Below are 26,310 nucleotides of genomic sequence, written 5' to 3' on the forward strand. Positions count from 1 at the left end.
CGGAGGCGTTGGCCCAAATGCCGAGGAACTCGCGGCCCGAGTGGTAGAAAGATGACGTCGAGCAGCAGAATTCAGGAGGACGGGTGTACCTGCAGAGGGTGGCCGTGCGCGGGTTCCGCGCGGCGGCGAAGGACGAGATCATCTGTGAGTTCCCCGGCCGCTTCTCCCTGTTGGCCGGAGCGAACAACGCCGGCAAGAGCACCGTGGCCGACGCCTTGTACCTCGCCCATCCTCGCACGTTTCCGCACGTCCCACGACCGACGGTCGCCACGCTGAGTGCAACGCTCCCCCGCGAGGTCGACGTCACCTACGCCTTCAACGCAGGGGCTGACGAAGGCCCGGTCGGGCAGCGGCTCCAGAACATCGCCATGCCCGCCCCTGCCTGGACCCGAGAACTCGAGCGCAACCTCGGCCGCGTCCGGGCGAGGGCCGTCGGTGGCGAGCCGGAGGAGTTCGAGTCCTTGAGGCTGATCTACCTGCCCGCCTACCGCAACCCGCTAGACGAACTCGCCCGGCGTGAGGCCCAAGTCCTGATCGAGCTGTTCCGGGCCGAGCAGCAGGCGCGCAACGGGCACCGGAACCTCGTCGACCTCCGCGCCCGGGCGCAGCGGCTGTTGGAAGCCCTCACCAGGACCGGCCTGATCGAAGCCGTCGAACAGCGCGTCCGCGGCCACCTCACCGCGTTGTCGTCCGGCGTCAGCCACCAGTTCGCCTTCATCGGCGGCCAGGTCGTCGACGACGCCTACCTCGCCCGGGTGCTGGAAGTACTGCTCGGCGCCATCGACGACCGGGCCTTCGCTCAGCGGCTCGAAGTATCCGGCCTGGGCTACGTGAACTTGCTTCACATCGCGATCACCCTGGCGGCGATCCCCGACCTGACGACGCCTCGATCGGACGCGCCCGAATCCGACGCCGGTGAGCCTGCGGAGGAACCCGGCGAGAATGAGCGCCAGGTCCAGCGGGACGCCGAGGCCGAGTCCCAGCAGGACGCCTTCTTCCCCGACCTCTTCCACGTCACGGTCGTGATCGAGGAACCCGAGGCCCATCTGCACCCGCAGCTGCAGCACGGGCTGACCCGGTACCTGCGCCAGATCACGGCCGCACGCCCCGAACTCCAGACGATAGTCACAAGCCACGCGGGTGAGGTCATCTCGGCGTGCCGTCCCGAGGAACTGGTCGTGCTGCGGCGGCAGCAGGATGGACGGCGGGTTTCCCGGGTGCTGGCCACGATGCCCATCCACGACAGGAAGCGCACGCTGCGCATGGCCCGGCTCCACCTCGACACGACCCGCTCGGCCGCGCTGTTCGCGGAGCGCATGATCGTCACCGAGGGTGTCACCGAAGGAGCGATACTCAGGCAGTTCGGCCGCGCCTGGGCCGGCGCCGACGACCTCAAGCGGCGGTTCGTCGAAGCGCTTACGATCACCGTCATGGGGTCTCGGCCCGGCCGCTGGCCGGTCGACCTGCTGGCGTCGCCCGGCCACGAAATCGCCCGCCGCATCGCGGTCTTCACCGACACCGACACGCGACCGCCGGACGTGTTCTCCGAGACGTCGTGGCTGGCCAACGCCGACCGCGACGTCGTCCGCGGCTTCTATAACCACCCCACGCTGGAACCAGCCTTCACCGCGGGCAACGAGGTAGCGGTCCACGTGGCTCTTATCGAGGCCGGGATATCCGTGCCCGACCCGCTGACCCCGCAGGCGGTCGACACGCTATTCGCCACGACCGCCAAGAAGCGCAAGGCGGAGTTCGCCCTTGCCCTCGCCGACGAACTCCTGCATCGCTTGGAGTCCGGCGAGCCGATCGTCGTTCCGTTGCACGTAGCGGCCATGTTCGACTTCCTCTACCCGGACGAAAGCGAAGATGCCGCCCCGCCGGCCGCTGACCGGTGAGCAGCGAGCCGCGGCGACGACCGCGGCCACGCGCGCGTTCATCGTCGCGGCACCCGGCTCGGGAAAGACCACCGTCGCCGCGGAGCGCTTCGGCGTGCTGCGCTACGACACCCCGGCCGACACTCGCCGGATCTTGGCCCTGAGCTTCACCCGATCGGCACGCGGCGAACTCGCCGCGCGGATCCGCAGCCGTTGGGGCGGCGCGGCGCTCGCCTGGCCTCACCAAGCTCGAACTCTCGATGCGCTCTTCGCCGAGATCCTCACCTTCCTCCTGCGCCGCGGAGTCGTGTCCTGGCCGGGCGGCCACACCGAACTCACGGTGCTGGACACCTGGCGGGGGCAGCGAGGAGCCAGATGGCTGACGCCGGAGTCGGGCTTCCGTCGCATCGCTATGCTTCAAAACACGAATGTCCGTGCGCGGGGTGTGAAGGTCATGGCGACGGGCTACCACATCGGAACAAAGCAGCCTTTCGACGAGCACCTCGCAGCTGGCCGATGCACTCACGCCGAAATCCGGCAAGTGATGGGAGCCGTTCTCCGGCACCCTGAACTCCGCGCCGAGGTGGTCGACTACCTGACCTCGGGCACCAAGGGCGTGATCGTCGACGAGGTGTTCGATGCGAACGAACTCGATCTGGACCTGGTCCGGCTGGCGGCCGCAGCGGGCATCTCCACGACCATGATCGGCGACCCCTGGCAGGCGCTGTACGAGTTTCGCGGAGCACGTCCCGAACTGGTCCCCCTCCTGGTGCAACGCGACGGCTTCGCGGAGTTCCCCATCACCTCCTCGTTCCGCTTCGAGACGCAGGGCATGATCGAGATCGCCGGCGCGGCGCGAACCGGGCAGTCGATCACGCTCGACGTCGTCACCGACGCGGCGGAGTGCGACGTGGTTCTCGCCCCCAGATGGGATGGCCTGTGGGAGGGGCCGGACTGCGTCCTGCCGTTGTCGTTCGGAAAGCTGGACAACCTGACCGACGCGGCGATGACCCTGTTGCTGGACCGTCTCGTCCAGGGGCGCTTCGGGCATTCGGCCTACTACGCCGAAGAGGCAGCCATTCTGCTCGGGCTGACCATGGACAAGCTCCGCGCGAACGGAAGCCTTCTCGGAGCGGTGCTCGAAATCGTTCGCCGGGGAACCCCGCAGGCGGCGGAGGGCGCGCTCGACGTACTGCGGTCGGTCCTCAAGCTGCTGGGCAGCTCTCGACGGCTCGGCAAGCTGCCGGAGAAGAGTGAGGCGATCCAGCACCGCCGGCTGCTGGCGCTGGCCCGTCGCATGAGGCAGCCGCACGTGGTCGCCGGGATGACGGTTCACCAGGCCAAAGGCCGCGAATGGCCGGTGGTCGGCGTCCGGCTCACCGACGGTGAGGCCGCCAAGCTGGCCGCCGGCCTGAGACAGGACCGGATCGACGATCGGGTGCTGTACGTCGCGCTCACCCGCGCGGCAAGACGGGTTTTCCGATGTTGATCCGCCGAATCAGGCCGGGTCGCCGGTCAGTTTCCGGATCGCCTTGATCGCGGTGGGCCCGAGCGCCGGGTCGTCGACGAACTGGCGGAGTGACTCGACCGTGTCGGCGTTCCCGACGTGGCCAAGGGTGGAGATGACCCGGTCGATCTGCCGCTCGGATCCGTGGAACGGCGTCCGTTCTCCGAACAACGAGGTCAGCTCGCCCCGGCGGCGAAGGCTCCACTCAAGGATCGCTCGAACCTGCTCGGGAAAAGCGTTCAGCAGCCGGCCGAAAACAGGCTTCCGTTCGGTCGCGAGCGCCACCGCGGAGTCGGAGAACCAGTACAAGGCATCCGCGGCCGCGGGCGCCAGGTCCCCCTGGAGTCGCTGCCAGTACGGCGCGCACCGCGCGGCGACGTCCTTCTCCCCCCGCTCGCCTCGGAAAAGCCAGAACACGATGGCTCCCAGGCATTGCCAGGCGTCCTCGTTCTCATTCCGGCAATGATGGAGCGCAGGTGGAGTGTCCAGGAAAAGCGCGCAGCCCTCCAGCGAAACCACGTAGCAAGCGACGACACCTTGGAGGTAACCCGACGAGGTGTCTAGCAGGGTCGCCCACCGCAAGAAGGCGGGCAGTGCTCGACTGTCGGCGGACTCGACCAGCCGACGAAGGATGTCGTCCGTCCAAAATCCGTCCGGCGCACCGATGGCGGCCATCGTCAAGAGGTCGGTCCGCGCTTCCGCGGGAAGTTCCTCGATCGCCGTGAAGTGTGCCTCGCCGCCAAGTTCTTCGAACTGCCGCGCCACGATTCCATAAGCACATCGGCAGGTGTCCGCGGTCCACTCGTGACACAGGAGATCGATGATCTGGTCCCGGATCGGCGCGGGCTCCCACTCCGTCGTGACCATGCCGAACGAGTCCATGGTTTCCAGCAGCTGCGAGCCGATGAGCGGATGACTGTCCGACGCGTCCAGGTGGTCCAGAACCTCGACAATCCGGCCGTGCAAGGCATTGCCCCTCGTCGCGACTGCGAAGCTCTGGATCATCATCAGGGCGGCCAGCTGTACGTGGTAGGCGCCGTTGCGCCAAGCCAGCCGCAGTACGTCGAGTGCAAGACCGGCGACTTCGACGCTTGGTTCGTTGCCGAGCAGCGAACTCAGCAGAAGCAACCTGCCGTGGCTGTGGCCTTCCGCACCGGCGACGACAGGGGCCAGGCGACGACGGACCTCCGTCCCGTCCAATGCAGGAAGCTGCAACCGACGGTACTGGAACAGGTGCCAGTGGTAGTTGGCGAAAGTCCGCGCAGCAACGGATTCACTGGCACCTCCCATGCCGATGAACACTGTCGCCACGACGTACGAGATCGCAGGCACAGGATCCGCCGCTTCGCACGAACGACGGCAGGCAGCGTCCGTCGCGTCGAGCAGGGCGACCACCTCGTCGAGGAACTCGCCGTGGAACGTGAAGGCTCCGACCGCCGCGAACAGCGCCGCCTCTGGTGGGGACAGCGGACGCCCTCCACTGACCCGCAGCCGGTAGTCGGGCTCGAAGGCGAAAGCTGTGTCAGTCAGATCATCGGTTGCCCTACCGATCAGGTCGGTCGCCATCGATCGCACGACGCGGGCGGCCAACTGCCCGAGGCTTCCCTTCAGCGCCTCGATGTACAGCCCGCCGTCACCAAGCGAGCCGGCCAGGTTCCGCAACCGGTCACCGTCCGGTTCAAGCGGGACGACCAGCGGCGACAGGTCCTGGTGCCGAGGCCGCTTCAGCTGTTCGGCAAGTTCAGCCGGGTTTCGGTGCACCAGCATCAGGTTCTCGGCCACCAAGAACCGGCCGACCAACTCGTGCGAGAACGAAAACCGGCCCTGGAAGTCCACGGCCAGCGAGCTGACGAGCGCGTCGTCGATCACCCGGCTCGGTGCGTCCTGATCCACGACGAACTGCTCGGCGATCCGCCGCACGACGTCCACCGGTAACCAGGTCACCAGACGTTCGTTCATCGCGACCGCCAGCCGCCGGAGGACACCACGGACGTCAGCGGGCAGCTTCGTCGCTTCCAGCCGCTTGCGGACGAACGCGTCCATGAGCGTGGCTCGCGTCGTGCCTTCACTCAGCTCGGCCGCGCATTCCGAGGCGATCGCAAGCTCGTACGCGGTCGAGAACGGCTCGCAGAGCGGCAGCAGCTCGGGCCTGCCGTAGGACTCCAACACGGCAGTCTTGTCGGCCGCGGCGAGCTGCCCAGAACGGACGGTGGTCCCGCCGTGCGGTGTCTCTTCCTGCGTCGTGATGAGGACCGAAGCGTCCGCGTACAGCCGAAACGCCGCGAGATCACCTAGCAAACGCTCGCGAAGAGGCAGCGAGCACTCGTTGAACCCGTCGAGCAGAAGGACCACCCTCTTGCCCAGGATCTTCGCTGCCTGGAGCAGGTCGTCCGTGGAACCCGAGAGGAAACGGCCGACGACTCGGTTCAGCAAGGGTGCCAGCCGGTGCTCGTACATGCCGGCCGCCACGAGCACCGGGACGGCGCCCTGTTCCGCCAGCGCGAGCGCGGTGTGCCTGGCCAGATGGCTCTTACCCGCGCCTGACGGGCCGACGAGCTGGACGCGATCGGTCTCGCGCAGCAGGTCCTGGAAGTCGACAAAAGCGAGTGCGGCCTGGTCCGTCGCCAAGGGCAGAGACACCAGCTCGTGCAGGCCGGTTTCGTGGAACTCGGCAAAGTTCCGGCAGTACGTGTCGACCTTACGCGCCGCGATGCCCGCATCGACCACGCGTTCGGCCTCCGCGCCACCCTTGACGAGGCCGAGCACGCGGACAAATTCCAGCCACCGCTCACGGCTCCACGCGGGCCGGTTTCCCGGAGTACGCAGGAAGTTCACCAGATCGGTGTATCCCAGGGTTCTGACCCTGTCGTCCCCCGGCACGTCGGAGCCTTCTGCGAGCCGAGGGAAGACGCAGACGACGCTGTCGAGCTGCGTGTAGAACTTGCGTCCGGTCGGGGTTTCCCCTTCCCGCGCGGCGAACCAGTGCATGGCGTCACTCACCGCGAACTTGCAGCTCCGGGCCTGCTGGTAGGGGTTCTCCCGGTCGATGGGTTCGCGCGTGCCGTCAGGATGCCAGACCGACCACGGGCCGTTCGTTCCGCCGACCAGCCGGTCGGGGTAGGCCTTGAGTTCGACGTGGCACGCGTGGACGTCGGTGATGACGAGGAAGTCGATCTGACGCCGAGGCCGGCCGGCGAAGAAGTTGGCGAGGACGATTGCCGAGGTCCCGAAGTCTTCCAAGTCGGCCTCGAGCATCTCGAGGAACCGGATCTCGGATCCGACGTCCGGTTTCTCACCCCAGAAAAGTTCGACCGCCACCGCTGCATTCCATCACGGAACCGGCGCCCACAGCGCCTCGGCGATCGGCAGACCTACTTCGCGTCGAGGTGATGTAATTCTGCGGGGCGGCCGAGCCCGCCGCCAGCTCCCATGGCCGTCGTTGGTGGTAGCGAAGCAGATCGGCGACCGACCAGGTGTCGTGGTGCCGCAACCGGGTCCCTGCGAGCCTGATTGCCAGGGGTAGCCGGCCGCACAGCTCCACCACCTCGGCTGCGGCGCGCTCCCACGCGACCGGACGGCGGCACACGCGCACCAGCAGCTCCCGCGCATCAGCTTCGGCCATCGGCTCCAGTGACAGGTGGTCGGCCCCATCGAGCTCGGGCAGCCGGCCCCCGGCTGGTCACCAGGAAGAGGTGCCCCGGCGAGCCGGGCAGCAGCGGCGCGAGCTGCCGTGCGTTAAGCGCGTTGTCGAGGACGACCAGCATCCGCTTAGCGGTCAGCCACGACCGCCACAACGCCGAAGCCTGACCGGTGTCCCGCGGAAGGAGTTCTTCGGGCACGCCGGTCGGCGAAGTGCGCTGGCTGAAGGGCTTGACCACAGCACTGGGTTCGCCGCCGCGACGATGGCGTTGACGGTACCGGCCGAAGCCGCCGTCGCGGAACCGGCAACGGCGGCGGACCCCGTCCAGCCAGGTCGACATGCGCTACGGCGCGTCCTACGGGGTCCGCACGATCCGCTGGCACCAGCGATCGGCCGATGTCGACTACTCGCTCAAGGCCAGCAACTGCCGGCGGCTCTACGTCTTCGTCTACGACGCAAACGGAACCGACCACTCGCGAAGGAGCACCAGCCTGCACTGCAATGACGTCTCCAGCAGCACGTGGAACCTGACCGCCGACCTTCCCGGTGGTCCGCACTACGTCGTCATCTGCCTCGCTGACGAACTCGACCACTACGTCAGCTGCGAGCAGTACAACCGACCCTGACCAACGAAAATCCGCCACACCACCGGCTTCTGAATGCGACGGCCGGCGGTCTGTTCGTCCGGCCACAGACGCCGTAACGGTTTTGACAACGATCTGCCGTTACTTCATGGCGGCCGAGGTGTGCTTGGCCGGGGCCTTCGCAGCGGCCGGTTTCTTCGCCGCGGCGGGCTTGGCGGCGGGCGGTTTGGCGGCGGCCTTCGCACTCGTTGTGGTCGCCTTGGCGGCGGTGGCCTTGGCGGCCGGCTTCGCCGCGGTGGCGCGGGTCCGCGTGGCCGTGGCGCGAGCGTTGGCCGGCTTGGCGGCAGCCGCACGGGTCGAGGTGGCGCGGACGCTGGTGGTCTTTGGCCGAGGCGGACGCCTTCGCGGTGGCCGCGCGGGTGGTGGTCGAAGCGGCGGTGGCGCGCTTCACGGGGGTCGCCTTCGGCAGCTTCTTCGAGCCGGATATGACGTCCTTGAACGTCGTGCCGGCGCGGAACGCGGGAACGTTGGTCTTCTTGACCTTCACGGCCTCACCTGTACGCGGGTTGCGCGCCGTCCGAGCGGCGCGAGCGCACTTCTCGAACACACCAAAACCGGTGATATTGGCCTTCTCACCCTTGTTGACCGTCCGGATGATGATGCCCACTAGACCGTCAACGGCCTGCGCAGCCACATTCTTGTCGTCGCCCAGACGCTCCGACAGCGCCTCGATCAGCTGGGCCTTACTCGTCAGGCCTATACTGGCCGACATCACACAGATTTATCACCAGAAAGGCCGATTTTCCAAATACCGGCGACACGAACTCCCTTGTTCACAGCAGACACCTCGCGAACACGTCCATATAGGACGACAGGAAGCCGATCAGCTGTTCGACGTTGCGTGTATCGCTATGCCTGCCCCCTCAGCAATGAGCTCACCAAGGTGCTGGTCTCCTCGTCCAGCTCGACCTCCAAAGACGCGGCCAGGGCGGTGAGCTTGTCCGCGTTCTCCCGGACCGCGGCCAGGTTCCCGGCCCGATACTCGATCCTGAGCAGATCACGGAACAGGATCTCGCTCACCGGCTCGGCTTGCAGGCCGCGCATCGCGGCCCGGCGAGCAGCGGGCAGGTCGCCGGTTTTCTGGTACGCGTCGGCCAGTGTGTGCGCTACGTCGACGATCGTGTCGACCATCTCGCGGTGAAGCCACGAACTCCAGGCGTACCGCGACGCCGGGATGTTGCCGAAGGGTGTTCCACGCACCAGGTCCAGGGCCTGCTGCAGGTCGGTAACGGACACTGCGGGCTGAGCGAGGCCTTGCCGGGCGAGGTTTTGGAAGGTCAGCCAGTCGCATCCGAACGACTCCGACATGCGGTACCCGCCGCGCCGTGCGTCGACGTTCGGGACGTAGAGCTCATCGCTCGGATCCCGGCCGAGCCAGGTCCGGAGCCGGGAGATGTAGCCCTGACGTGTCGCTGTGGACCACGGCTGCGCGTCGGTTCCGAGTTTGAGGGAGATCTCGTCGGCCGTCACCCCTGGGTGAAGGGCAAGGAATGCGGCCAGCTCGGTCAGGCGGTTGAGTTTCTTGGCTTCCACGCTGCGTGGGTCGGCTCCGTCCAGGCGGACCGGCCCGAGCAGGCGAAGGAACGGTGTCGCCGGGGCTGATGCGGCCGAGGGGCTCGGCTGGACGACAGGAGATACGCAGGTCTGTTCCGAGGGGACGTTCTCGAAGCCATCAGCCGGAACCTGGGTCGGGTTGTCGGCGGCAGCCAGTGCCGCCACGAGTTCTTGCTCCTGAACTGGCGAAAGCCTCTGCAGCTCGACGGTCTCGCCCAGAGGCTCCACCAGGGTGCGGCCCGCGGCGGCGTCAAGGTGCCAAGCACCTGGTAGAGGCACGTCCTCACTGCGGCCTGTCACCACCGCCGAATCGGCCGTCCTGATGAGGTCGGTCAGCTGCCGGCGGTCTTCTTCTCGCAACGGATCAGCGGCGAGGAAGACTCCTGCGGCCGCGTCTTGTCGTAGCGCCTCCTCCCAGTCCGCCGCGTACCTCAGACGATCCGGATGGCATTCAGCTGAGCGGCGTCCGAAGCCGACCAGAGTCACGTGTGTCCGCTCGGCCCACGGCGACATGGCCAGATCCCAGGCCAGGGCCAGAATTACTGCTTCGACCGATGCTCGATCGCCGTCAACGGTCATGACGCCGACCTGCTGCAGATCGAGCAGGACGAGCTCGTGGTCCGAGCCGTTACCGAGCGACACGAGCATGGGGTATGGGGCCTCGCCGACGTCGCGCTTCGCCGGCGAGTCCAGTTTCCACCGGGTCTTCGTGACCGCCACGAACGGTTCAAGAGGCGCACACGGCTCCGTCAGAAAGAGTTCGACACCACAGGAGCCGACTTTCACTGCCTGCAGTGGCGGTGGCATGACGCCCTGCTCTCGAGCTGATCGGGCGAGAATTCGCAGCGCCAGGTCGAGATCTTCGACGGTCGCGGGCTGTGCGGCGGAGCGGAGGTCTCGTTCAAGACCTCCCGGTGGGGTTTCGCGGATCCGGTGTCCAGGTCGCCTCCGTCGTTGCGCCCGCCGGCGCCGGAGGGCTAGGAGAGCCACCAGGCCCGCGGCGAGCAGACCACCGATGCTCGTGGTCACGGTCGCGGACGGTCCGTTGTCTCCGGCCGGAGGCGCAGGAGCTTCGGGCGGGGCGGCAGTGGGATCAGTCGAGTGCGTCGGTGGTGGTTCCACCGGTTTCGGCACGGGGACCGGAGGCGGTGCCGGGATTTCGCACGAACCCGCGGCAGCTGTGTAGACGGCGGCCGCCGGAGCACCGCCCCCTCCTCCGACCTGAGGCTCCGCAGGAGCGGGAATCCGGAGAACGTCGCCCGGACGGATCTGGTCGACGTCCTCGAGCGCACGACCGGACGGCTGCGGACGTCCCTTGTTGAAGTCGAAGATCTCGCGGTACCGGCCGGCGTCCCCGAGCTCCTCCCGAGCGATCTGGGACAACGTCTGGCCGGGCCGGACAACGACCTCCTCGCAATCCTCTTGCTCATCGGGCGGTAGCTTCAAGATCCAGCCGGGCCGCAGCAGAGACGGGTCCTGGAGGGATCGGCCGTCGGCCTGTGGCGTTCCACGGTTGAGTTCGAAGAGTTCCCGGTAGCGCGCGGCGCTGCCGAGCTCTCCGGCGGCGATCTTCGTCAGGTTCTCTCCGGGTGCAACGATGTGGCTGTGCGGTGCAGGCCCAGGCACCGGGTTCTCGGCGGCTTCGGCCGCGGTTCCGCTGAGCACGACGAGCAGCAACGCGGCGGCGATGCGCTGGGCCCAGCCGAAGCCGGGCAACATCGGCGTAACGGCACCGTGGAGTCGTGCGGCGACCTCGACGACGATCGCGACCACCAGCTGCAGCCAGGCGACCAAGCCGGCGGTGATCAGGAGCAGCAGGAAGAGCCGGCCGTCGTCCGGGCTCGTCAGCCACGCGCTGGCCTCGCCCACACCAGGGACGTGGTCGGGTAGGTACACCGAGCGGATCCGCCACAGCACGAGCGGCGGCCCCGCCACAACCGTGGTCAAGGCGCCGCAGCCCAGGGCTATCCGCAGAACTCCGATGCTCCGCATCGACTCCTCCTAACCGTTTCCGGAGAGCACCACCGCGGCACCGTGGCCGTAGACGGTGAACTCCGGAACTCCGATCGCGCCGAGGAAGACGGTCGGGCGGGTGATCGTCGTCTCGACGACTACGCGAACGCCGTCCCAACGCGCCGTACCGGTCGCACCCGCGGTGACGAGGTAGCGCTGAGCCTCGGCGACAGCCGCTCCCGGGTCGACATCCGCGTCAGCCCCCTCGGCCAGGGCATGAACCTGCAGTGCCTGGCCGCCGGCGCGTGCGGCTTCTTCGGCGATCGACGTCGCCTGGGAGTAGGCCTGACCTTTCCGTGCTCCATCCACGGCGAGGCCGAACCCGACGAGCACGGCGATGCTCAGGCCGAGAATCAGCACGGACGCCGAGCCCCGCTCCCCTCGCACGGACCTCATCGCTGGGCCCCATAGCGATCGATCGGCGACTTGAATCTCGCCGTCAACGACTTCGTCCCGCCGATACCCGGGATAGCCAGGTCGGCCAGCGGCATCTCGCAGGTCACGGTCGCCACGACGTATCCCGTCTCGCCCAGTGGTTTGACGAAGTCGCCGGTGTCCACCGCGACGTCGAGGCTGCCGCAGCTGAGGTGCTGCTCGGCCAGCACCACTCGCGCACGTCGTTCTGCAGCGGCGGCGGCAGAACGGCCGTCCTGGGCGATCGAGGCCGCGCGAGCGGCGGAGCGGGCCGCGTCGTCGATGGCCGAGTCGGCGACGAGGACCCGGATGCCGACCAGGCCCAGTCCGAAGAGGACCACCAGCGCGATGACGCCGACTGCGGCCTCGACGGTGATGTCGCCGCGCTCGTTCACGGCTGCAGCTCCTCGATCGGGCCAGACGACGTCTGGCTGATCGGGAACCGGGCGAACGGGACCAGCGATACGGCGTCGCCGCTGACCGTGACGCTCACGCTCCGGCCGTCGTTGCTCGCGTGCGCAGCCACATTTCCCAGCCACGAGCCGGTCGCCCGGCCGACGTACGCGGCTGCAGCTGAAGCTGCCGACGCCGTGTCGACCGGCGGAAGGCGTGCGGAATGGACGCCGTCACGCGCTGCCTCGAGAGCTACGCCGCGGCCCAGCAGCACGACGGCGACTTGGAGGATTGCCCAGGCGAGCAGCAGGATCGCCGTGAAGATCGCGGCTGCGGCGACGTTGTCGTCTCCGCGTTCGCTGTGCATCAGTGGCCACCGATCAGGGGCAGTTTGCCGTTGACGAAGGCCGTGATGCCCGCGCCGATCAGCGTGGCGACGGTGATGCCGAGGGCGGCGTAGAACGCCTTGGTGATGTTCTCGTCGCCTCGCTCGCGTTCCTCGTGGAACTGGGTGAGCCGGCGGTCGAGGAAGAGCCCGAGCTGCAGGAGTCGGACCGCGACGTGGTTGATCATGACTTCTCCTCTCAGAGGTGGAGCATCAGGTAGAGCCCGGGGAACGCGAGGAAGGCGATGAAAGCGAGACCCAGCAGGGCGACGGGCATGTCCATGCGGTCGGAGCGGACCGACGAGCCGGTCTTGCGGTCGGACAGCTGTTGGTCGGCGAGGGAGGTCGCCTTGGCGCGGAGCGTGTCGACGATGCTCGCGCCGTCCTGGCCGGCGCTCGCCACGATCTGGCCGATGTCTTTGAGTTCGCGGACGCCGGTCTCCTCGGCGAGCGCAGTGAAGCCGTCCCACGGCATCCCGCCACGGAGCACGGCTTCGTCGATGGCGAGCCGGATGCGCGCGAACGCCCAGCCCGTGCCCAAAGTGGCCGGGTATCGCAGGGCTTCCACGGGGCCGCGATCGCCGAGACGGCCGAGCGCGACCAACCTGCAGTAGGCGGCCGACGCGCCGGCGAACGCGATTCGTGCGTGCTTGACCTTGCTCTTCAACATCAGCACGGGCAGCTGCCAGCCGACCAGCGCGCATCCCACCGAGGCCGCGCCGGACAGAATCACCGGTGGTGCCGCTCCGGCGAGGGCCAGAGCAGCGGCCGTGCCGGGGATCCATAAGGCGCCGATAAGCGTGTACACGACGCGCTGGACGAGGAAGGCTTCACGGGTCTGTCCGACGAGTGCGAGGTCGGCCGGGTTGGCGATCAGCCGCATCCGGTCGGCGTGGCTCACGATGGTGCCGAGGAAACCCGTCGGCGCCTCACGTTCATCGAGGACGTCGGCCAGGCGAGGCCGCGTCGGCGCGAATGCCGCGACCACCAGCGTCAAGCCGATCGCTCCGACGATCGCCAAGACGATCACCATCGCTTCGGCGCTCATGACGAAGACTCCTTGCCCGGGGCGCGGAGGAACCGCGGTGCCGGCCGCTCGACACCGAGCCGCCGCAGCCACACCACCGCGACTCCGACGACGCCCAACACCACGGCGAGAACCAGCTGTCCGCCGAGCGAGCTGTAGACGGAGGTGTAGTTGTCGCTTCCGAAGGCCGCGAAGCTGACGAACATCACCGCCCAGAGCCCCAGCAGGATCCGGGCCGCCGACCGCCGGCGGGCCCGCTCGGACTCCGCGTCCCGCCGCGCAGCGACGTCGGCTGCGATCTGGCGCGCCAGGCTGGTCAGGAGTTCGGCGATGCCGCTCCCCTGCCGGTAGGCGACGCAAAGGCCGGCCGCCGCGGCGTCGCCGACCTGGTCGTCGACGTCGTCGGCGAATCGCAGCAGGGCGTCGGCGACGTCCCAGGTGCGCAGCCGCTGGCTCAGCGCGGTCACCTCGGCGGTGATCGCCGGCGGCGCATCCTGCGCGGAGGTCTGCAGTGCACCGACGAGTCCGGCGTTGCCGGCGCGCAGGACGTCGGCGAGGTTTCGCAGCCAGTCCTCCAGCGCCTCAAGGCGTTCGATCCGTCGAGCAGAGATCTTCCCCGCGCCGAACAGCCACGGGAGCACGGCGCCTCCCGCCGTGACGGCGATTCCGGCGACCGGCCAGCAGCTGGCCAGCCACACGAGTGCGCCGGCACCGGACGAGAGGGACCAGCGCACCGAGCTGCGTTTCCGCTTCGACCACCAGCCCAGCAGCCGAGCCCGTCGAAACGCCGGGACATCGCCGGAATCCCGGCCGAGGATGCCCAAGGCGGCGAGCGTGATCCCCAGCCCGACGCCTGCACCGGCCACCATCAGGACGAGTTCGGTCATGGCGTGCTCCGATCGGCCAGCCAGCCACCGTCGCCGCTGCTCGTCAGCCAGGTTCGGTCGAAGCCGCCGCGCTCGTAGTCCTCGATGTCGGTCGGCAGGTTCCCCGTCGGCACGGACCGCCGACCGTCCTCCGGTGCGAAGAGATATGTCCGGGCCGGACGCCCGTACTCCCCCGGCTCGATGGCGACGACTTCGGCGATGTGCCGGTCCAGCCGTCCCGGCTGCTGCACCAGCTCGACGTAGACGATCAGGTCGATGGTGTTGGCCACCACCTCGTACGCGAACTCGGGCGTCCAGGCCGAGTTCGCTTCGAGGCACAGCAGCGCCATGCGATGGATGGCTTGCGCGGCGCTTCGCGCGTGCAGGGTGGACAGCGAGCCCGAGCCGCCGGCGGAGAGCGCGTTGAGCATCGGGATGATCTCGCCGCCGCGGACTTCGCCGACGACGGTCCGGGCGGCGTGCATCCGCAGGGACTGCCAGACCAGCCTCGGCAGGTCGACACCGCCGACCGGCTTGCCGTTCTCCCAGCGTTCGGAGTTGCCTTCCCGCTCCTCGAACGCCACCACCGCGGGGAACCGGTCACGATGGCGGTGCAGGCCGAGTTCGAACTCCGTCTCCAGCGTCGCGAACCGTTCGGTCGCCGGGACCTCCCAGCACAGCGCCCGCAGGAGCGTCGTCTTCCCGGCCTTCTGCCGTCCGCAGATGATGACGTTCTTCTCGGCCCGGACCGCCGCGCGCAGCAGCGCCAGCTGGGCGGTCGAGAGCATCCCGCGCTCCCGCAGGGCTTCCAGGCCGGCGGTCGGCAGCCGGTGCCGGCGGATCGAGATGTGCGGCCGGTCCGTGACACCGATCGCCGCGGCCAGCCGCTCTCCGCCGGGCAGCTCCATGTTGAGCAGCGGCCGGGCGTCGTTGATCGTGTGCTCGGTCCGGCCCATCCGCGCGGCGATCCGCTGCAGCCACTGGACGACGGCCTGGTCGGTGGGCGCGATTCCGGCGACCCGCTCGACCCGGCCGTCGTGGTACGACAGCCACACCGGATCGCTGCCGATGATGTCGATGTTCTCGACGCCGTCGTCGGCGAGCAGTGCCTCGAGCCGGCCGAGTCCGAACATCTCCGCCAGTACCGCGGACCTGATCTGCTGCTCCTGCCTGAAGTCGAGGAACGGCCGCCCGGAGCCCGCCCACTCCTTGATCGCGGCGGCCAGAACGTCGTCGAGCAGGGCTTCCGCGATCGCGCGGTCGTCTCGTGGCTCACCCAGCGCGCCGCGACGGGCGGACTCCTGCTGCACGAGCGGGGCCATCCGCCGCTGGACCCGGTCGACAAGCTCGGCGTCAGCGGACATGGCCGTTCACCACCGTCAGCGGCTTGCGCAGCCGGTTCATCCGGTCCATGGCGCGTCGGCCGATCTCGTCGGCAGCTCGGCACGCCTGGGTCAGCAGCCCGGACGTCTCGAACTTCCTGCCGGGCCGATGCAGGTCGCTGAACTGCGCGGCGGCGACGGGATCCCAGGGCAACGCCCCCACCACCGGCAGGCCCGCGGCGGCGAGTTGCTTGGCGATCTCGCCGTGCGGGTATCGCTGGTGCGCTCGCAGATCCGGATCGACGACGAGGACAACCAGGCCATCGCCGAGGTCTTCGTGAAGAGCTGCGGCGGTCTTGGCCAACGCGTGCAGCGACGCTCGGCAGTTGCGCACAACCACGACGACCAGGTCGGCACCCGACAGCACCGCGGCTGGAGCGGATCGGCTGTGCAGGCGTCCGCAGTCCGCCAAGACGTCGACCGTATCCAGGTCGAGGAACAGCGAGGACAGCCGTCGCCAATCCAGGCTGTCGGCCTCGCGCGGCGAGTGCACGCCGGGCAGCAGGTGATGCCGGCCGGTGCCGTCGGGCAGGACAAGCAGCTGGCTCGACATCGCCCGATGCAACGGAGTCGTCCGGGCCTGGAGCATCAGCTCGAACAGGCCGGTTCGCCCGTGCGCGCCGTCGGGGTCGAAGACGGAGAGCGCGCGCCCGCCGGTCGGATCGCACTCGGCGACGACCGCGTGCCGCGGCCACACCCAGGTGAGGGCGAGCGCCGCGGTCGAGACGCCCGGGCTGCCGTTCACGGAAACGAAGGAGATCAACACCTGGCTCACCCGCCCTTCGGCAGGACGACGATCGCGACGCCGCCGGCCGATGCCCGCGAGGCCAGCTGAGCGCCGTTGACGTCCGGGACGACGACGTCGACCACCTGCCCGGACGCCGCATCGCGCTCGCTGACGCTGACTACCGCGCCGCGCACCGGCAGCCATGTCTCGGCAGCAGTTCCGGCGCCGCCGGCGGGCACGAGGAGGACGGGCTGGCGGGGTTGCAGCGGCGCGGCTGGCGCCTGGCCCGGCTTGACGAGAACGCCGACCAGTTGCTGCCCGGCGCTGGGCACGGTCACGGTGTCCGACAGGGCATCCGGCGTCACGATCTCGCCGGGCTGCAGGTCTGTCGGCGAGGTGCGGCCGACGACCTGAGATCGCTCGGACCAGGGCAACGGCCGGACGCCCGGGTCGGGGCGCACCTGAACCTCGCGCAGCGCCTCGGCGGTGACGATTTCGCCGTAGCGGACCGGCCGGGCGACGCCGACCGCGGCCACCGCGTCATCGGTCGCGCGGAAGACCCAGACGATGCCGGCCGCCGACAACGCCGACACTACGACACCGAGCAGCACCAGAAGCTTCGACCGGCGACGTCGCGGCGGCCGGAGCGGGACCGGCGCCGGTGGCGGCGCGTCCGGGAGGCCGCGCAGCTGCGGAACTCGCGTCGTCATCGCGCGCCTCCGGTGTTCAGCGTCCGGATCTCGCGAACGGGCAGGCGTGCCGATGAGGTCAGGGCCATGGTCCGGAACGCGCTCTGGCCGCCGCCCGACCAGCGGATCTCCCAGCGGCTCGTCGCGTCGATCCCAGCCACCCCTCCGGGCGTCAGGTGCGCGTAGACGTGGCCGCAGGTCGGTGACGGCCGGCCGGCTTGGTCGTCCGTGAACTCGGAGCCGGGGCCTGAGCACCGGACGGTCGATCCGTCGCCCATCGACCAGTCGATCGCCGTCAGGGTCGCCGTCGCGGTGACCGTGATCGGGCCGGCGCTCGCGGTGCGGGTCACCGGTCCGGTGGTGGCTTCCCTGCGTGCGGTCCACATCCAGACCGGGAAGCCGATCGTGGCACCGTGCGGCGAGTCCGCCGGCGGGGCCAAGCGGATGTCCGGGGCCGACAGGCCCATCTCGGAGATGGCCTGTTCAGCCAGCTTGGCGGGCGATACCTGCGGGACCACGACCGGCTGGCCGTTCGGCGCGAACACGACCCGCGGCCACCCCTGCAGCGCTCCGCCGCCCTGGCAGAGCATGAAGTGCAGCGACCCTTGGGCCGGCGTGTGGCCGCCCCACAGCGGATCACCGGCGGGCGGCGCGGTCCACGGCTGATCGACGCAGGAGTAGCGCGGACCGCCCTGGGCACGTCCGCCTGCTTGACGGCCCGGATCCGCTGCCGCTACCGGCGGCGGGCCCGTCAGGCCGCCAGGCCGACCGGGGTCGGTGGCGGCCACCCAGCATCGGCCGTGTGTGCCGGAGGATGTGCATCCCCCTGGACCGGCCTGCGCATGCGCCGCCGGTGCCGCGGTCAGGCTGAGCAGTCCAGCAGTGATCAGACAGCTGCTCTTCAACATGGCTTCTCCAAGTGTGCTTGCACCAGCTGCACGAGCCATCGGTCGGAGTCCCGGTAGCGCACGATCTGCGCTTCGAACTCGTACCGGCGCGGCTGGGCTGGGTTGTCGAGGTTGCGCCCGGACTCCGCGGGCTTGTCGCTGATGAGGTGCTCATCCGTGGCGTCAACGCAATCGGTCACGACGACACGAGGCGGCTCGGCCAGCGAAACCGAGGTCACCTTCGGCGAACGCCGGTAGGCACCCACCGCGTGCGCGGGAATCGAGGCGAGGTTCGCGATCTCGTTGACGTAGTCGGTCAGGGCGGGATCAGCCATCACCGCCGACAGCTCGCTGCGCCAGTTCTTGGCTCGGGGCGCGGCTTCTGCCAAGTCGCTGAGCCGCCAGTAGCGCTCGTAGGCGCTCATGGCCATGTCCGAGGCGAACTTCTCCGGCGAGACACTGACTGGCGGAGTCGGTTGCGTCGTCGATGAGACCACCACGCCGCCATCATTCGAACAACCGGCCGAGCTTGCGGTGACGATCAGGACGAGAGCCGAGAAACCACGTCGTGTCATGGTGAAGCCTTCCGAGTTTCTTCGCTGACGATCAAGTCTTCAGCCTGCCTCGGGTCGAGGGTCTGGTGTTTCATGCGGCTGCCATTCTCTCGAAAGTGCTTCCTCCCGCAGGAAAGTCGGCGTGGTGGACAGCGCAGAGGGGGCGTAGCCGTCCACCACACCGACCGGACGAGGACGTGGGAGTCGTCCTCGTGCTTTGGTCAGGTGGGGCCCTCGTAACCGGGGTCGCATCCGACGCCGCCGTTCCACCACGCGCCAGTCACTCGCCATCGGATCACCGGCTGCAGGTTGGTCGTGCCAGGGCCGACGCAGTACCGGTAGTCGTTTCCCCAGATGTCTTCGACATCAAGGTCCACAGTGGATCTCGTACCACCGTCGCAGTGGCGGTACTCACCGCCTCCGAGGTAACCGCACTTCTCGCTGACCCCGCTGCTCGACGCTTCGGAAACGCCTGCACCGGCGAGTAATGACACCATCGACAAGGCGAAGGCGATGGCGACTTCACGAGAACAAATACGCACATTCATGGGATCCACCCATCAGAATCGGTTGAGCCGAGAACCTCGGCGTTGATTCCACTGTGGACCGAATTCTCAGCTCCGGGAAGCTTCCTGCGAGCCCAAGCTTGTGCCGATCTTGTCCTGTTCCAGTGCGGCTTTTGTCAAGATGGAAACCGTGTTCAGTCAAAGTTGCGCCAGGGTGCCGCCGACCAAGGCCACGACAACCATCGACGGCGCCATCGGCACCTGCCCCCCATGAAAGGAACACCGGCCGAACCAAACAGCCGCGATCCCGGCGACGGCAGTGAGGAGGTAGACCGCGAGCACGCCCGCCAGCGCCCAGCTCCAACCGAACCATCCGAGCAGAAGACCGACGCTCGGGGCAAGCTTGACGTCACCAGGCCCCGGCTGGCCGGTAGCCAGGTACGACAGAAGCATCAGACCGGCCCAGGCGCCACCCCCGATGAGAGCCCTGACCCCACTTTCAAAGTTTCCCGCGACCACAGTGGACAATGCCGCAGCACCCGCCAACCCGCATAGCGGCAGGGAAAGCCGGTCCGGGATGCGGTGCTCGTTGACGTCGATCACCGCCGTCGGAACACCCAGCAGTACGAACGCCGCGCCGACGACCACGGCCGTCGACCACAGCGCGACAACAACTCCAGCCGCCAGGACCGCTACAAGCGTGACGACGACGCACCAACGGGACAGCACTCGCTTGGCGTTCAGCCGCAAGAGACCGACGGCGATCGGTGCCATGGCCAATGAAACTGCGGCCCCGACGGCCGATCGGAGGAGTAAGGCCTCAAACTCAGACATGTCCGGCTTCGAGCCGAGCCAGCTTCGCGCGGACGTCGACCGCTCGCAGGTCTCTGAGCTCATCGAGAACTTCCAAGCTGCGCCGGTAAGTGTTGCGCGCCTGGTCGATCTGTCCGATGCCGCACAGCGCGTCCGCGCGTGCGATCAGAGTTTCGGCTGCGTGCCAACGCTGCCAGCCCCGGCGCCGAGCCGCCAGGGCGTCATCGAAGTGGCGAAGAGCCGCACGGTGCTCGCCGCGCCGACTGAGCAACAAGCCGATCCGCTGATGCGCGATACCTGCGACCGCCTTCGAGCTGAACGACTCCGCGCGCTCCAAGGCATCGAGCGCGTACTCCATTCCCTTGTCCGTCAAGCCGAGCAAGTCGCACACATCCGCCAATGCAGCCCGATTCACAGCGAGACCGACCCTGACTCCGGCGGCCGCGAACAGCCGATCGGCGAGTTCGTGCAGCTCGCGCGCATCGGCTGTCCGGCCGCAACTGGTGTACGCGAGCCCGAGGCTGTACGCGGTCCAGGCCAGCGATCGGTCGTCGTCCAGGTCGCCGTGACGCCGGAGCGCTTCTTCCAGGTGTGCCATTCCGTCTTCGGTCCGGCCGAGTTCGTGCTCGACCCAACCGAGGGCCTCGAGGCTCCTCGCAATACCGGCGCCGCTGCCCGCCGTCCGCGCCGCGGCGAGACCATCGTGGGCGGCGACCAGCCAGGTGTTCCAGCTGCGCGTCAACACGAAGTACGGCAAAAACGCGGTAGGCAGCAGCCACAGGATGTCCTTCGCCCCGTAGGTCCGGGCGTTGCGCGCAACTTGGAGAGCAGTGGCCACCTCCCGCTCACACCAAGCCATCGCCGCTTCGAACCCGCCGTCCTCGAAGGACATCGGCTCGACATCGGCCAGGCTTCCCGGCGTGATTCCGCTGACGGCCCAGTTGGGGATCAGCGTGTTGTTCGCGTTCCACGCCGTTGCGGCGTACCAGCACAGGGCCCGGTCGTGGGCGCGCTCGACCTCGCAGAGCCGCTCCTCGACCAGCGCTCGCTGGTGGGCGTAGGCGCGGAGCAGGTAACTGATCCGGTACCGGCCATCCGGCAGGGGCTCGACGAGGTGCGCCTCGGCCAGCAGCCGGAGGGACCCCTCGGCACGCTCGGAGTCGAGCTGGGCCAAAACAGCGACCGATTCGGTTCCGAAGACGTTCGCAGGGCCGATGCCGACGTACCGGAAGACCCGCCGCGCCATGGGCGGCAAGGCCAGGTACGAGACATCGACGACGCCGTGGATGTTCACCGCCGGATCGCTGGAGGTGAACAGGTCGAGACGGGTTTTCTCGGAATCCAGCTGCTCGGCCAGCTCGGTCAAGGACGTTTCGCGGTGACGCTGGAGGTACTCGGCAGCGATCAGGATCGTCATCGGCAACGAGCCGCATCGCTCGACGACCAGCTCGGCAGCAGCGTCGTCGGCTCGTGTTCGTGTCTCTCCGATCCGACGTCCGAGCAGGTCAAGGGCATGCCGACGAGGAAGGGGCGGCAGCTCGACGGCCGTGCCGCCGGTGCGCGCGAGCAGACCGGACTGCCGTTCCCTGCTGGTGACCAGCACCACGCTGCCCGCGCCCGGCAGGAGCCATTCGGCTTGCCGATAACCGGCGACATTGTCCAGGATCACGACCGCTGGACGTTCCGCGAGCAACGAGCGGTACCGGGCGACCCGGGCCTGCAGGCTCGACGAGCCGAGCTCTGTGGCGCTGACACCGAGCGCCAGGAGGAATCCGTCAAGGATTTCTTCCGGATCGGCCGGCGCGCCGGGCGCGAGTCCGCGCAGGTCAGCGAACAGGCACCCACCCGGGAAACGCGTCTGCACCCCGGACGCCCATTGCACCGCGAGCGCGGTTTTACCGGTCCAGAACCCGCCCTCGATCACGATCGTCACGGTTACGCCCGGGCGCCCTTGGGTGATCAAGGCCCGATCCATCGCCTGCAACTCCTTCTCGCGGCCGACGAATCCCGCTGTGGCCGCCGGAAGCTGGACAGGGCGAGTCATCGGGCGGGAGTCACCTCGCTGTTCCGCCGCGACCTTGACCAGCTCGCCGTCCGCCACGAGCGCGGTGTCGAGGTCGCGTACCACAGCAGGAAGGAGCGCGCGGTGGCCATTCAGCAGCTTTGAGAGGTAGCTCGCGCTGTAGCCGGCCTTCTCGGCCACCTCGCCGAGCGTCAAGCCGTGCTCTCTCCGCTTGCGGTGCACCGCCGCCGCGAAGCTGTCGATCGTCCTCATCGCGCCTCCCCGCGCATCGAGACGCGCCGGATGACGCGTCTGGGCGGGGACCCGGAAGTCAACTGGATCTGGTGGCAGGCACTCGATCGGGCGGTTCCTGCGGTGCTCGAGGTCCAGTAAATTGGAGTGATCGACTTCGACAGTACGAAAGCCTGGACGGAGAGTCAAATAAATCGGACGCATTGCGATCCGGATTCCAATAAATTGGAATCCGATCCGAAGGGGGTGGACGTGTCCGAGTCCAAGGATCCGCAGCGCGACGAGGCCGAGCCGTTCGGTGTACTTCTCGAGCGGTTGATCTACCTCAAGAAGCACGACAATGGCCGCTCGTACACCGTTCCCGAAGTTGCCGAGAACATCGGCATCTCCAAGAGCCAGCTGTACAACCTGATCAAGGGCTCGAACGAACCGAAACTGAGGCTGGCCATGGAACTCGCGGCGTATTTCGACGTCGACCTCGAGTACTTCGGCAACAGCGAGCGGGCCCTCCAGCTTCAGGGGCAGTACGCGATGCTCGAGCGCCTCTCCGAGCAGGGTGTCCGCGACATCGCGTTCCGCGCGAGCGCGCTCTCCCCCGAGGTCCTGCCGAGCGTCCTCGACTTCATCGACTTCCAAGCCAGCCGCGGCGGCGAGAACCACACGTCCGGGTGACTTGCTGTCCAGCCTGCCGAACACCGCGGCTGATCTGCGACGATCGATCAAAGGTGATCGACAACGGCCTGGGAGGACCGTCGTGAGCATCCTGCGTCAGCGTGTGAGCCGTGCCCGGCGGATCGCCGGTCTGCGCCGTCGGCTGCGGTCCGAACTCCGCGCTGCCGGAGTCGAAGGACCGACGCCGATGGCCGAGATCTGCGCCCGATTCGGCGAGCGCCGCAGCAAGCCGATCCGGCTCCTGGCCGTGCCCATGGAGGTTCCCGGCCCGTTCGGTCTGTGGATCAAGACAACGGCCTCGGACGTCATCCTCTACCAGGGCACCGGAACCACGCGGTTCCATCAGGAGCACATCATCGCCCACGAGCTCGGCCACCTCCTCGCCGATCATCCGTCGGACGAGGGTGACGACTCGATGTGGCGGATGCTGCTGCCCGACATCCCGCCCGACGTCGTCCGCAAGGCGCTGCGCCGCCGCACCTCCTACGAGAACGAGTACGAGCAGGAAGCCGAGGCGCTCGCGACCGTCCTCCTGGAGGCCACGGTCAAGGCCCAGGAAGTCAGCTTGCCCGGCCGGTCACCGCGAGCGCGCCGCGCGCAGACGTCCCTCGGCGACCCGGTCGACGTCCTGTGAACCTCACGAACTTCCTGCTGCTCGTGCTGGCCTGGTTTCTCTACCGCCTGGCTCGCTCACCGCGGGACCCCGCGCTGTGGGCCGTCGTGGTGTGCGTGGCGTGTCAGCTGCTCGGCGCGTCCACCTTCGTCGCGTTCACCCGAACGGTGTTCGGCGAGCTGCCGTCATCGAGCACGGTGAAGCTCCTGACGAACATCGCATTGAACACCTCGCGCTACGCCCTCCTGCTCTTCTTCCTGATCTCCGCGAGCGGTTCATGGCGGCGGGTCCGTATCGAGACCGCGATCCTCGTCGGCGTCTGCCTGGCAATGACCGCCGCGGTTCTCGCCCTCCCGCCTGGAGTTCGTGACAGCGCCTACCCACTGACCGGGATCCTGCCGAACGACATGAGCCATCCTGGCGTGGCGCCGTTCTACATCATCGGCGGCAGCTACATGTTCTACGCAGCTGTTCAGGCGGCCCGCTGGGCACTCCGGTACGCCGCCGAGTCCAGTCGCCGGGCCCAGTTCGGCCTTCGCGTCCTCACCGTTGCACTCGTCGCCACGGCCGTCACGACCGGCGCCCGGACGGTCGTCACGATCATCCGGTGGGCCGGCTACCCGGGATACGGCGCCGCGATCATGCAGCTGACCACTCGGCTGGTCCCGATCTGCACCTTCGTGTTCCTCGTTGGCGTGTTCTCGGTCGGCCTCGCGGCTCGGTTCGCGGCGCTGAGGACGTGGCTGCGCCGACGTCGCGCCTACGCCGAGCTGTGGCCGCTCTGGCGCGCGCTGCACGCGGTGTTCCCCGCCGATACCCTCGACCACGCCCCGACCCAGGCGTGGCTGGACACGCTGCTTCCCCACCGGGTCGGCCATCGGTACTGGCGGCGCGTGATCGAGATTCGGGACGGCCTGCTGCAGCTCAGCCCGCAGCTCGTCGACGCGGGCTTCGATCCCGATCGGCCGGCCGATCAGCAGCTCGGTCCGTTCCGCCGCGCGCTGCAGTTCCAGGCCGGCGGCCGCACCCCGGCCAGCCGGACGGGCGTGCTCGTCGCGGCTCCCGAAGACACGGGCATCAACTCCGATGTCCGGCAGCTCATCCACCTCTCGCGGGCGCTGGCCCGGGAAGGAGCCTCGTGACCACGGTTTCGAACGCCGAAATCCGCGACCGGAACCAGCAGATGCTCGAGCGCATCCGCTCGCAAGATCCCCAGCCACACCGCGAGGGCTACTACGCGCTGCGGGTGCTGACCATCGCCGGCCGCACAACCGGCGAGCCACGAGCGGTTCCGATCGCGCTTATGCAGCTCGACGGCGTCCAGTACGTCTGCTCACCGGACCGCGGCCGCGACTGGGTCCGCAACCTCCTCGCGGCCGGCCGCTGCACCGTCGAGCCCGACGAGCACGAATCCCGCAAGGCCCTCCTCGTGGAGGACGCCGGCGGCGCGGCAGCAGTTGCCCGCTACCTCGACCGCCTTCCCCGCGTTTCCGATGAATGGCCGTTCCCCGGTGACGCACCCCCGGAGCAGGTGCTGCCCTTCATGAGGCAGATCGCCGTGTTCCAGCTGTGCATCCCCGCCTGAAAGGTCCCCACCTGTGCTTCAGCACCTCTTCACCGCCAACCAGGTAATCCCTGGCCCGGCCGGTCAGCAGATCCGCGACGGCGCTGTCCTCTTCCAGGACGGCACGATCCTCGCCGTCGGGCCACGCGAAGCCGTCGAAGATCTCGCTTCACCTACCGCTGAACGGCGGAACTTCGCAGGCGGGACCATCCTGCCTGGTCTGATCAACTGTCACGTCCACCTCGTGTTCGACGCGTGCGGCGCCCCGGCGCGAGCCGCCGCCGAGGCGACCCACGCGGAGCTGGCCGACCGCGCGGACCGGCTTCTGCGCTCCGGCGTGACCACCGTCCGCGACCTCGGCGACCGCGGCGGCCTGGCCATCCAGTTCCGGGACCAGCATTTCCGAGGGCCGCGGATCGTCCCCTCCGGGCCGCCGATCACCGTTCCCGATGGGCACTGCTGGTTCCTCGGCGGTGCCGCTGACGGCGAGCCCGAGCTTCGCGCGCGGGTGCGGCAGAACGCGGAACTCGGTGCCGAAGTCATCAAGGTCATGGCGTCCGGTGGCCAGATCACGCCGAACTCGCCGTCGTTGTGGGAGAGCCAGTTCACTGCCGCCGAGCTGGCCGCCATCGTCGACGAGGCCAAGAAGGCCGGGCTGCCCGTCGCGGCGCACGCTCACGGCACGGACGCGATTTCCGCGGCCGCCGACGCCGGCGTCGCCACCATCGAGCACTGCACCTGGCTACGCGAAGGCGGAGGCGGCTACGACCTGCGCGACGACGTCGCCGCGAAGATCGCCGAGCGCGGCATTTTCGCCTGCGTCGCCTGGCCCTCGGACTGGCGAGGCTTCATGAACCGCCTCGGGTCCGCTCGCGCCGAGCAGGTGGTCAGCCGGTTCGAGTGGATGACCGAGCACGGCATCCGGATGATCCCCGGCACCGACGCCGGCGCGGGGAACTCCGGATTCGACGACTACGCCGGGGCGCTCCAGCTCTACGAGCACCTGGGCTTCGACCGAGGACACATCATCGAGATGGCCACGACGACGAGCGCGGAAGCGCTGGGCGTCGGCGACACCACCGGGCAGCTGACACCGGGTCTCTCGGCGGACCTGCTGGTCACCGCCGGTGACCCGCTCGCCGACCTGACCAACCTCGGGCGCCTCGAACTGGTGACGTTCAAGGGGCGTCCCGCCGCGCTGCAGGCGAGGTGAAAAGGCTTGGCGTCGCGCAAACGACGAGGCACCAAATCGCGGTCCTATCCGGCCCTCGTCTTGTCGGCAAGTGGTGGCAGGCCGTCGGGAGCTCCCCGGACTTCTTCGTCCAGAACATG

25 protein-coding genes and 1 pseudogene are annotated in these 26,310 nt (G+C 68.5%); 8 read left to right on the plus strand and 18 right to left on the minus strand.

Annotation, left to right across the window (positions count from 1 at the left end; all coding sequences use genetic code 11):
• Positions 1–83 precede the first annotated feature (83 nt).
• On the plus strand, positions 84–1,895 hold the full coding sequence (locus QSK39_RS23985) for an AAA family ATPase (protein ID WP_285480066.1): 1,812 nt from the start codon (positions 84–86) through the stop codon (positions 1,893–1,895).
• Positions 1,867–3,363 (plus strand): UvrD-helicase domain-containing protein, encoded by a 1,497-nt coding sequence (locus QSK39_RS23990; RefSeq protein ID WP_285480067.1) that lies wholly within the window; start codon positions 1,867–1,869, stop codon positions 3,361–3,363. Before QSK39_RS23985 ends, QSK39_RS23990 begins: the two co-directional genes overlap by 29 nt.
• Before the next feature lie 9 nt (positions 3,364–3,372).
• Here the strand turns inward: QSK39_RS23990 and QSK39_RS23995 are convergent, their stop codons facing one another.
• Both QSK39_RS23995 and QSK39_RS24000 read right to left on the minus strand, forming a co-directional pair.
• Entirely contained in the window at positions 3,373–6,699 is a 3,327-nt protein-coding gene (locus QSK39_RS23995) for an NERD domain-containing protein (protein ID WP_285480068.1), read from the minus strand.
• Positions 6,674–7,003, minus strand: a complete 330-nt coding sequence (locus QSK39_RS24000) for a hypothetical protein (RefSeq protein WP_285480069.1) — start codon at positions 7,001–7,003, stop codon at positions 6,674–6,676. Before QSK39_RS24000 ends, QSK39_RS23995 begins: the two co-directional genes overlap by 26 nt.
• A 356-nt stretch (positions 7,004–7,359) precedes the next feature.
• On the opposite strand from QSK39_RS24000, the gene QSK39_RS24005 reads away from it, so the two are divergent.
• On the plus strand, positions 7,360–7,647 hold the full coding sequence (locus QSK39_RS24005) for a hypothetical protein (RefSeq protein ID WP_285480070.1): 288 nt from the start codon (positions 7,360–7,362) through the stop codon (positions 7,645–7,647).
• Between the two features lie 99 nt (positions 7,648–7,746).
• Here QSK39_RS24005 and QSK39_RS24010 read toward each other — a convergent pair.
• The 16 genes and pseudogenes from QSK39_RS24010 to QSK39_RS24085 form a co-directional block, all read right to left on the minus strand.
• Positions 7,747–8,359, minus strand: a pseudogene (locus tag QSK39_RS24010) (HU family DNA-binding protein).
• A 155-nt stretch (positions 8,360–8,514) separates the two neighbouring features.
• Entirely contained in the window at positions 8,515–11,211 is a 2,697-nt protein-coding gene (locus QSK39_RS24015; RefSeq protein ID WP_285480071.1) for an AfsR/SARP family transcriptional regulator, read from the minus strand.
• 9 nt (positions 11,212–11,220) lie between these two features.
• On the minus strand, positions 11,221–11,628 hold the full coding sequence (locus tag QSK39_RS24020) for a pilus assembly protein TadG-related protein (protein ID WP_285480072.1): 408 nt from the start codon (positions 11,626–11,628) through the stop codon (positions 11,221–11,223).
• A complete protein-coding gene (locus QSK39_RS24025) occupies positions 11,625–12,041 on the minus strand; it encodes a hypothetical protein (protein WP_285480073.1) in 417 nt (138 codons plus the stop codon). Before QSK39_RS24025 ends, QSK39_RS24020 begins: the two co-directional genes overlap by 4 nt.
• The gene (locus tag QSK39_RS24030; protein ID WP_285480074.1) at positions 12,038–12,406 is read right to left on the minus strand and encodes a hypothetical protein; all 369 of its coding nucleotides are present in this window, start codon (positions 12,404–12,406) and stop codon (positions 12,038–12,040) included. Before QSK39_RS24030 ends, QSK39_RS24025 begins: the two co-directional genes overlap by 4 nt.
• On the minus strand, positions 12,406–12,612 hold the full coding sequence (locus tag QSK39_RS24035) for a hypothetical protein (RefSeq protein ID WP_285480075.1): 207 nt from the start codon (positions 12,610–12,612) through the stop codon (positions 12,406–12,408). The genes QSK39_RS24030 and QSK39_RS24035 overlap by 1 nt, the downstream gene beginning before the upstream one ends.
• Positions 12,613–12,623: 11 nt before the next feature.
• Positions 12,624–13,472, minus strand: a complete 849-nt coding sequence (locus tag QSK39_RS24040) for a type II secretion system protein (RefSeq protein ID WP_285480076.1) — start codon at positions 13,470–13,472, stop codon at positions 12,624–12,626.
• Positions 13,469–14,338 (minus strand): type II secretion system F family protein, encoded by an 870-nt coding sequence (locus tag QSK39_RS24045; protein ID WP_285480077.1) that lies wholly within the window; start codon positions 14,336–14,338, stop codon positions 13,469–13,471. Before QSK39_RS24045 ends, QSK39_RS24040 begins: the two co-directional genes overlap by 4 nt.
• The gene (locus QSK39_RS24050) at positions 14,335–15,681 is read right to left on the minus strand and encodes a TadA family conjugal transfer-associated ATPase (protein ID WP_285480078.1); all 1,347 of its coding nucleotides are present in this window, start codon (positions 15,679–15,681) and stop codon (positions 14,335–14,337) included. Before QSK39_RS24050 ends, QSK39_RS24045 begins: the two co-directional genes overlap by 4 nt.
• A complete protein-coding gene (locus QSK39_RS24055) occupies positions 15,671–16,474 on the minus strand; it encodes a MinD/ParA family ATP-binding protein (RefSeq protein ID WP_285480079.1) in 804 nt (267 codons plus the stop codon). The genes QSK39_RS24050 and QSK39_RS24055 overlap by 11 nt, the downstream gene beginning before the upstream one ends.
• Positions 16,471–17,136, minus strand: a complete 666-nt coding sequence (locus tag QSK39_RS24060) for an SAF domain-containing protein (RefSeq protein ID WP_285480080.1) — start codon at positions 17,134–17,136, stop codon at positions 16,471–16,473. Before QSK39_RS24060 ends, QSK39_RS24055 begins: the two co-directional genes overlap by 4 nt.
• A complete protein-coding gene (locus QSK39_RS24065) occupies positions 17,133–18,023 on the minus strand; it encodes a hypothetical protein (RefSeq protein ID WP_285480081.1) in 891 nt (296 codons plus the stop codon). The genes QSK39_RS24060 and QSK39_RS24065 overlap by 4 nt, the downstream gene beginning before the upstream one ends.
• Positions 18,017–18,577 carry a hypothetical protein gene (locus tag QSK39_RS24070; RefSeq protein WP_285480082.1) on the minus strand — a complete coding sequence of 187 codons (561 nt, stop codon included), beginning with the start codon at positions 18,575–18,577 and terminating at the stop codon, positions 18,017–18,019. The genes QSK39_RS24065 and QSK39_RS24070 overlap by 7 nt, the downstream gene beginning before the upstream one ends.
• 200 nt (positions 18,578–18,777) lie before the next feature.
• Complete coding sequence (locus QSK39_RS24075) at positions 18,778–19,104, minus strand: DUF6355 family natural product biosynthesis protein (protein ID WP_353051075.1); 327 nt, start codon at positions 19,102–19,104, stop codon at positions 18,778–18,780.
• 156 nt (positions 19,105–19,260) lie between these two features.
• Positions 19,261–19,836 carry a prepilin peptidase gene (locus QSK39_RS24080; protein WP_285480083.1) on the minus strand — a complete coding sequence of 192 codons (576 nt, stop codon included), beginning with the start codon at positions 19,834–19,836 and terminating at the stop codon, positions 19,261–19,263.
• 52 nt (positions 19,837–19,888) lie between these two features.
• The gene (locus tag QSK39_RS24085; protein ID WP_285480084.1) at positions 19,889–22,150 is read right to left on the minus strand and encodes a helix-turn-helix domain-containing protein; all 2,262 of its coding nucleotides are present in this window, start codon (positions 22,148–22,150) and stop codon (positions 19,889–19,891) included.
• A 231-nt stretch (positions 22,151–22,381) separates the two neighbouring features.
• Here QSK39_RS24085 and QSK39_RS24090 point away from each other — a divergent pair, with 231 nt between their 5' ends.
• The 5 genes from QSK39_RS24090 (at position 22,382) to QSK39_RS24110 (ending at position 26,191) form a co-directional block, all read left to right on the plus strand.
• Positions 22,382–22,801 carry a helix-turn-helix domain-containing protein gene (locus tag QSK39_RS24090; protein ID WP_285480085.1) on the plus strand — a complete coding sequence of 140 codons (420 nt, stop codon included), beginning with the start codon at positions 22,382–22,384 and terminating at the stop codon, positions 22,799–22,801.
• An 82-nt stretch (positions 22,802–22,883) separates the two neighbouring features.
• On the plus strand, positions 22,884–23,435 hold the full coding sequence (locus QSK39_RS24095) for a hypothetical protein (RefSeq protein WP_285480086.1): 552 nt from the start codon (positions 22,884–22,886) through the stop codon (positions 23,433–23,435).
• On the plus strand, positions 23,432–24,556 hold the full coding sequence (locus QSK39_RS24100) for an MAB_1171c family putative transporter (RefSeq protein WP_285480087.1): 1,125 nt from the start codon (positions 23,432–23,434) through the stop codon (positions 24,554–24,556). Before QSK39_RS24095 ends, QSK39_RS24100 begins: the two co-directional genes overlap by 4 nt.
• Positions 24,553–24,999 carry a PNPOx family protein gene (locus QSK39_RS24105; RefSeq protein ID WP_285480088.1) on the plus strand — a complete coding sequence of 149 codons (447 nt, stop codon included), beginning with the start codon at positions 24,553–24,555 and terminating at the stop codon, positions 24,997–24,999. Before QSK39_RS24100 ends, QSK39_RS24105 begins: the two co-directional genes overlap by 4 nt.
• A 13-nt stretch (positions 25,000–25,012) precedes the next feature.
• Positions 25,013–26,191, plus strand: a complete 1,179-nt coding sequence (locus tag QSK39_RS24110) for an amidohydrolase family protein (protein WP_285480089.1) — start codon at positions 25,013–25,015, stop codon at positions 26,189–26,191.
• Positions 26,192–26,310 lie beyond the last annotated feature (119 nt).

It is taken from the genome of Amycolatopsis sp. NBRC 101858 (assembly GCF_030269325.1).
Taxonomy (GTDB): Bacteria; Actinomycetota; Actinomycetes; order Mycobacteriales; family Pseudonocardiaceae; genus Amycolatopsis; species Amycolatopsis ponsaeliensis.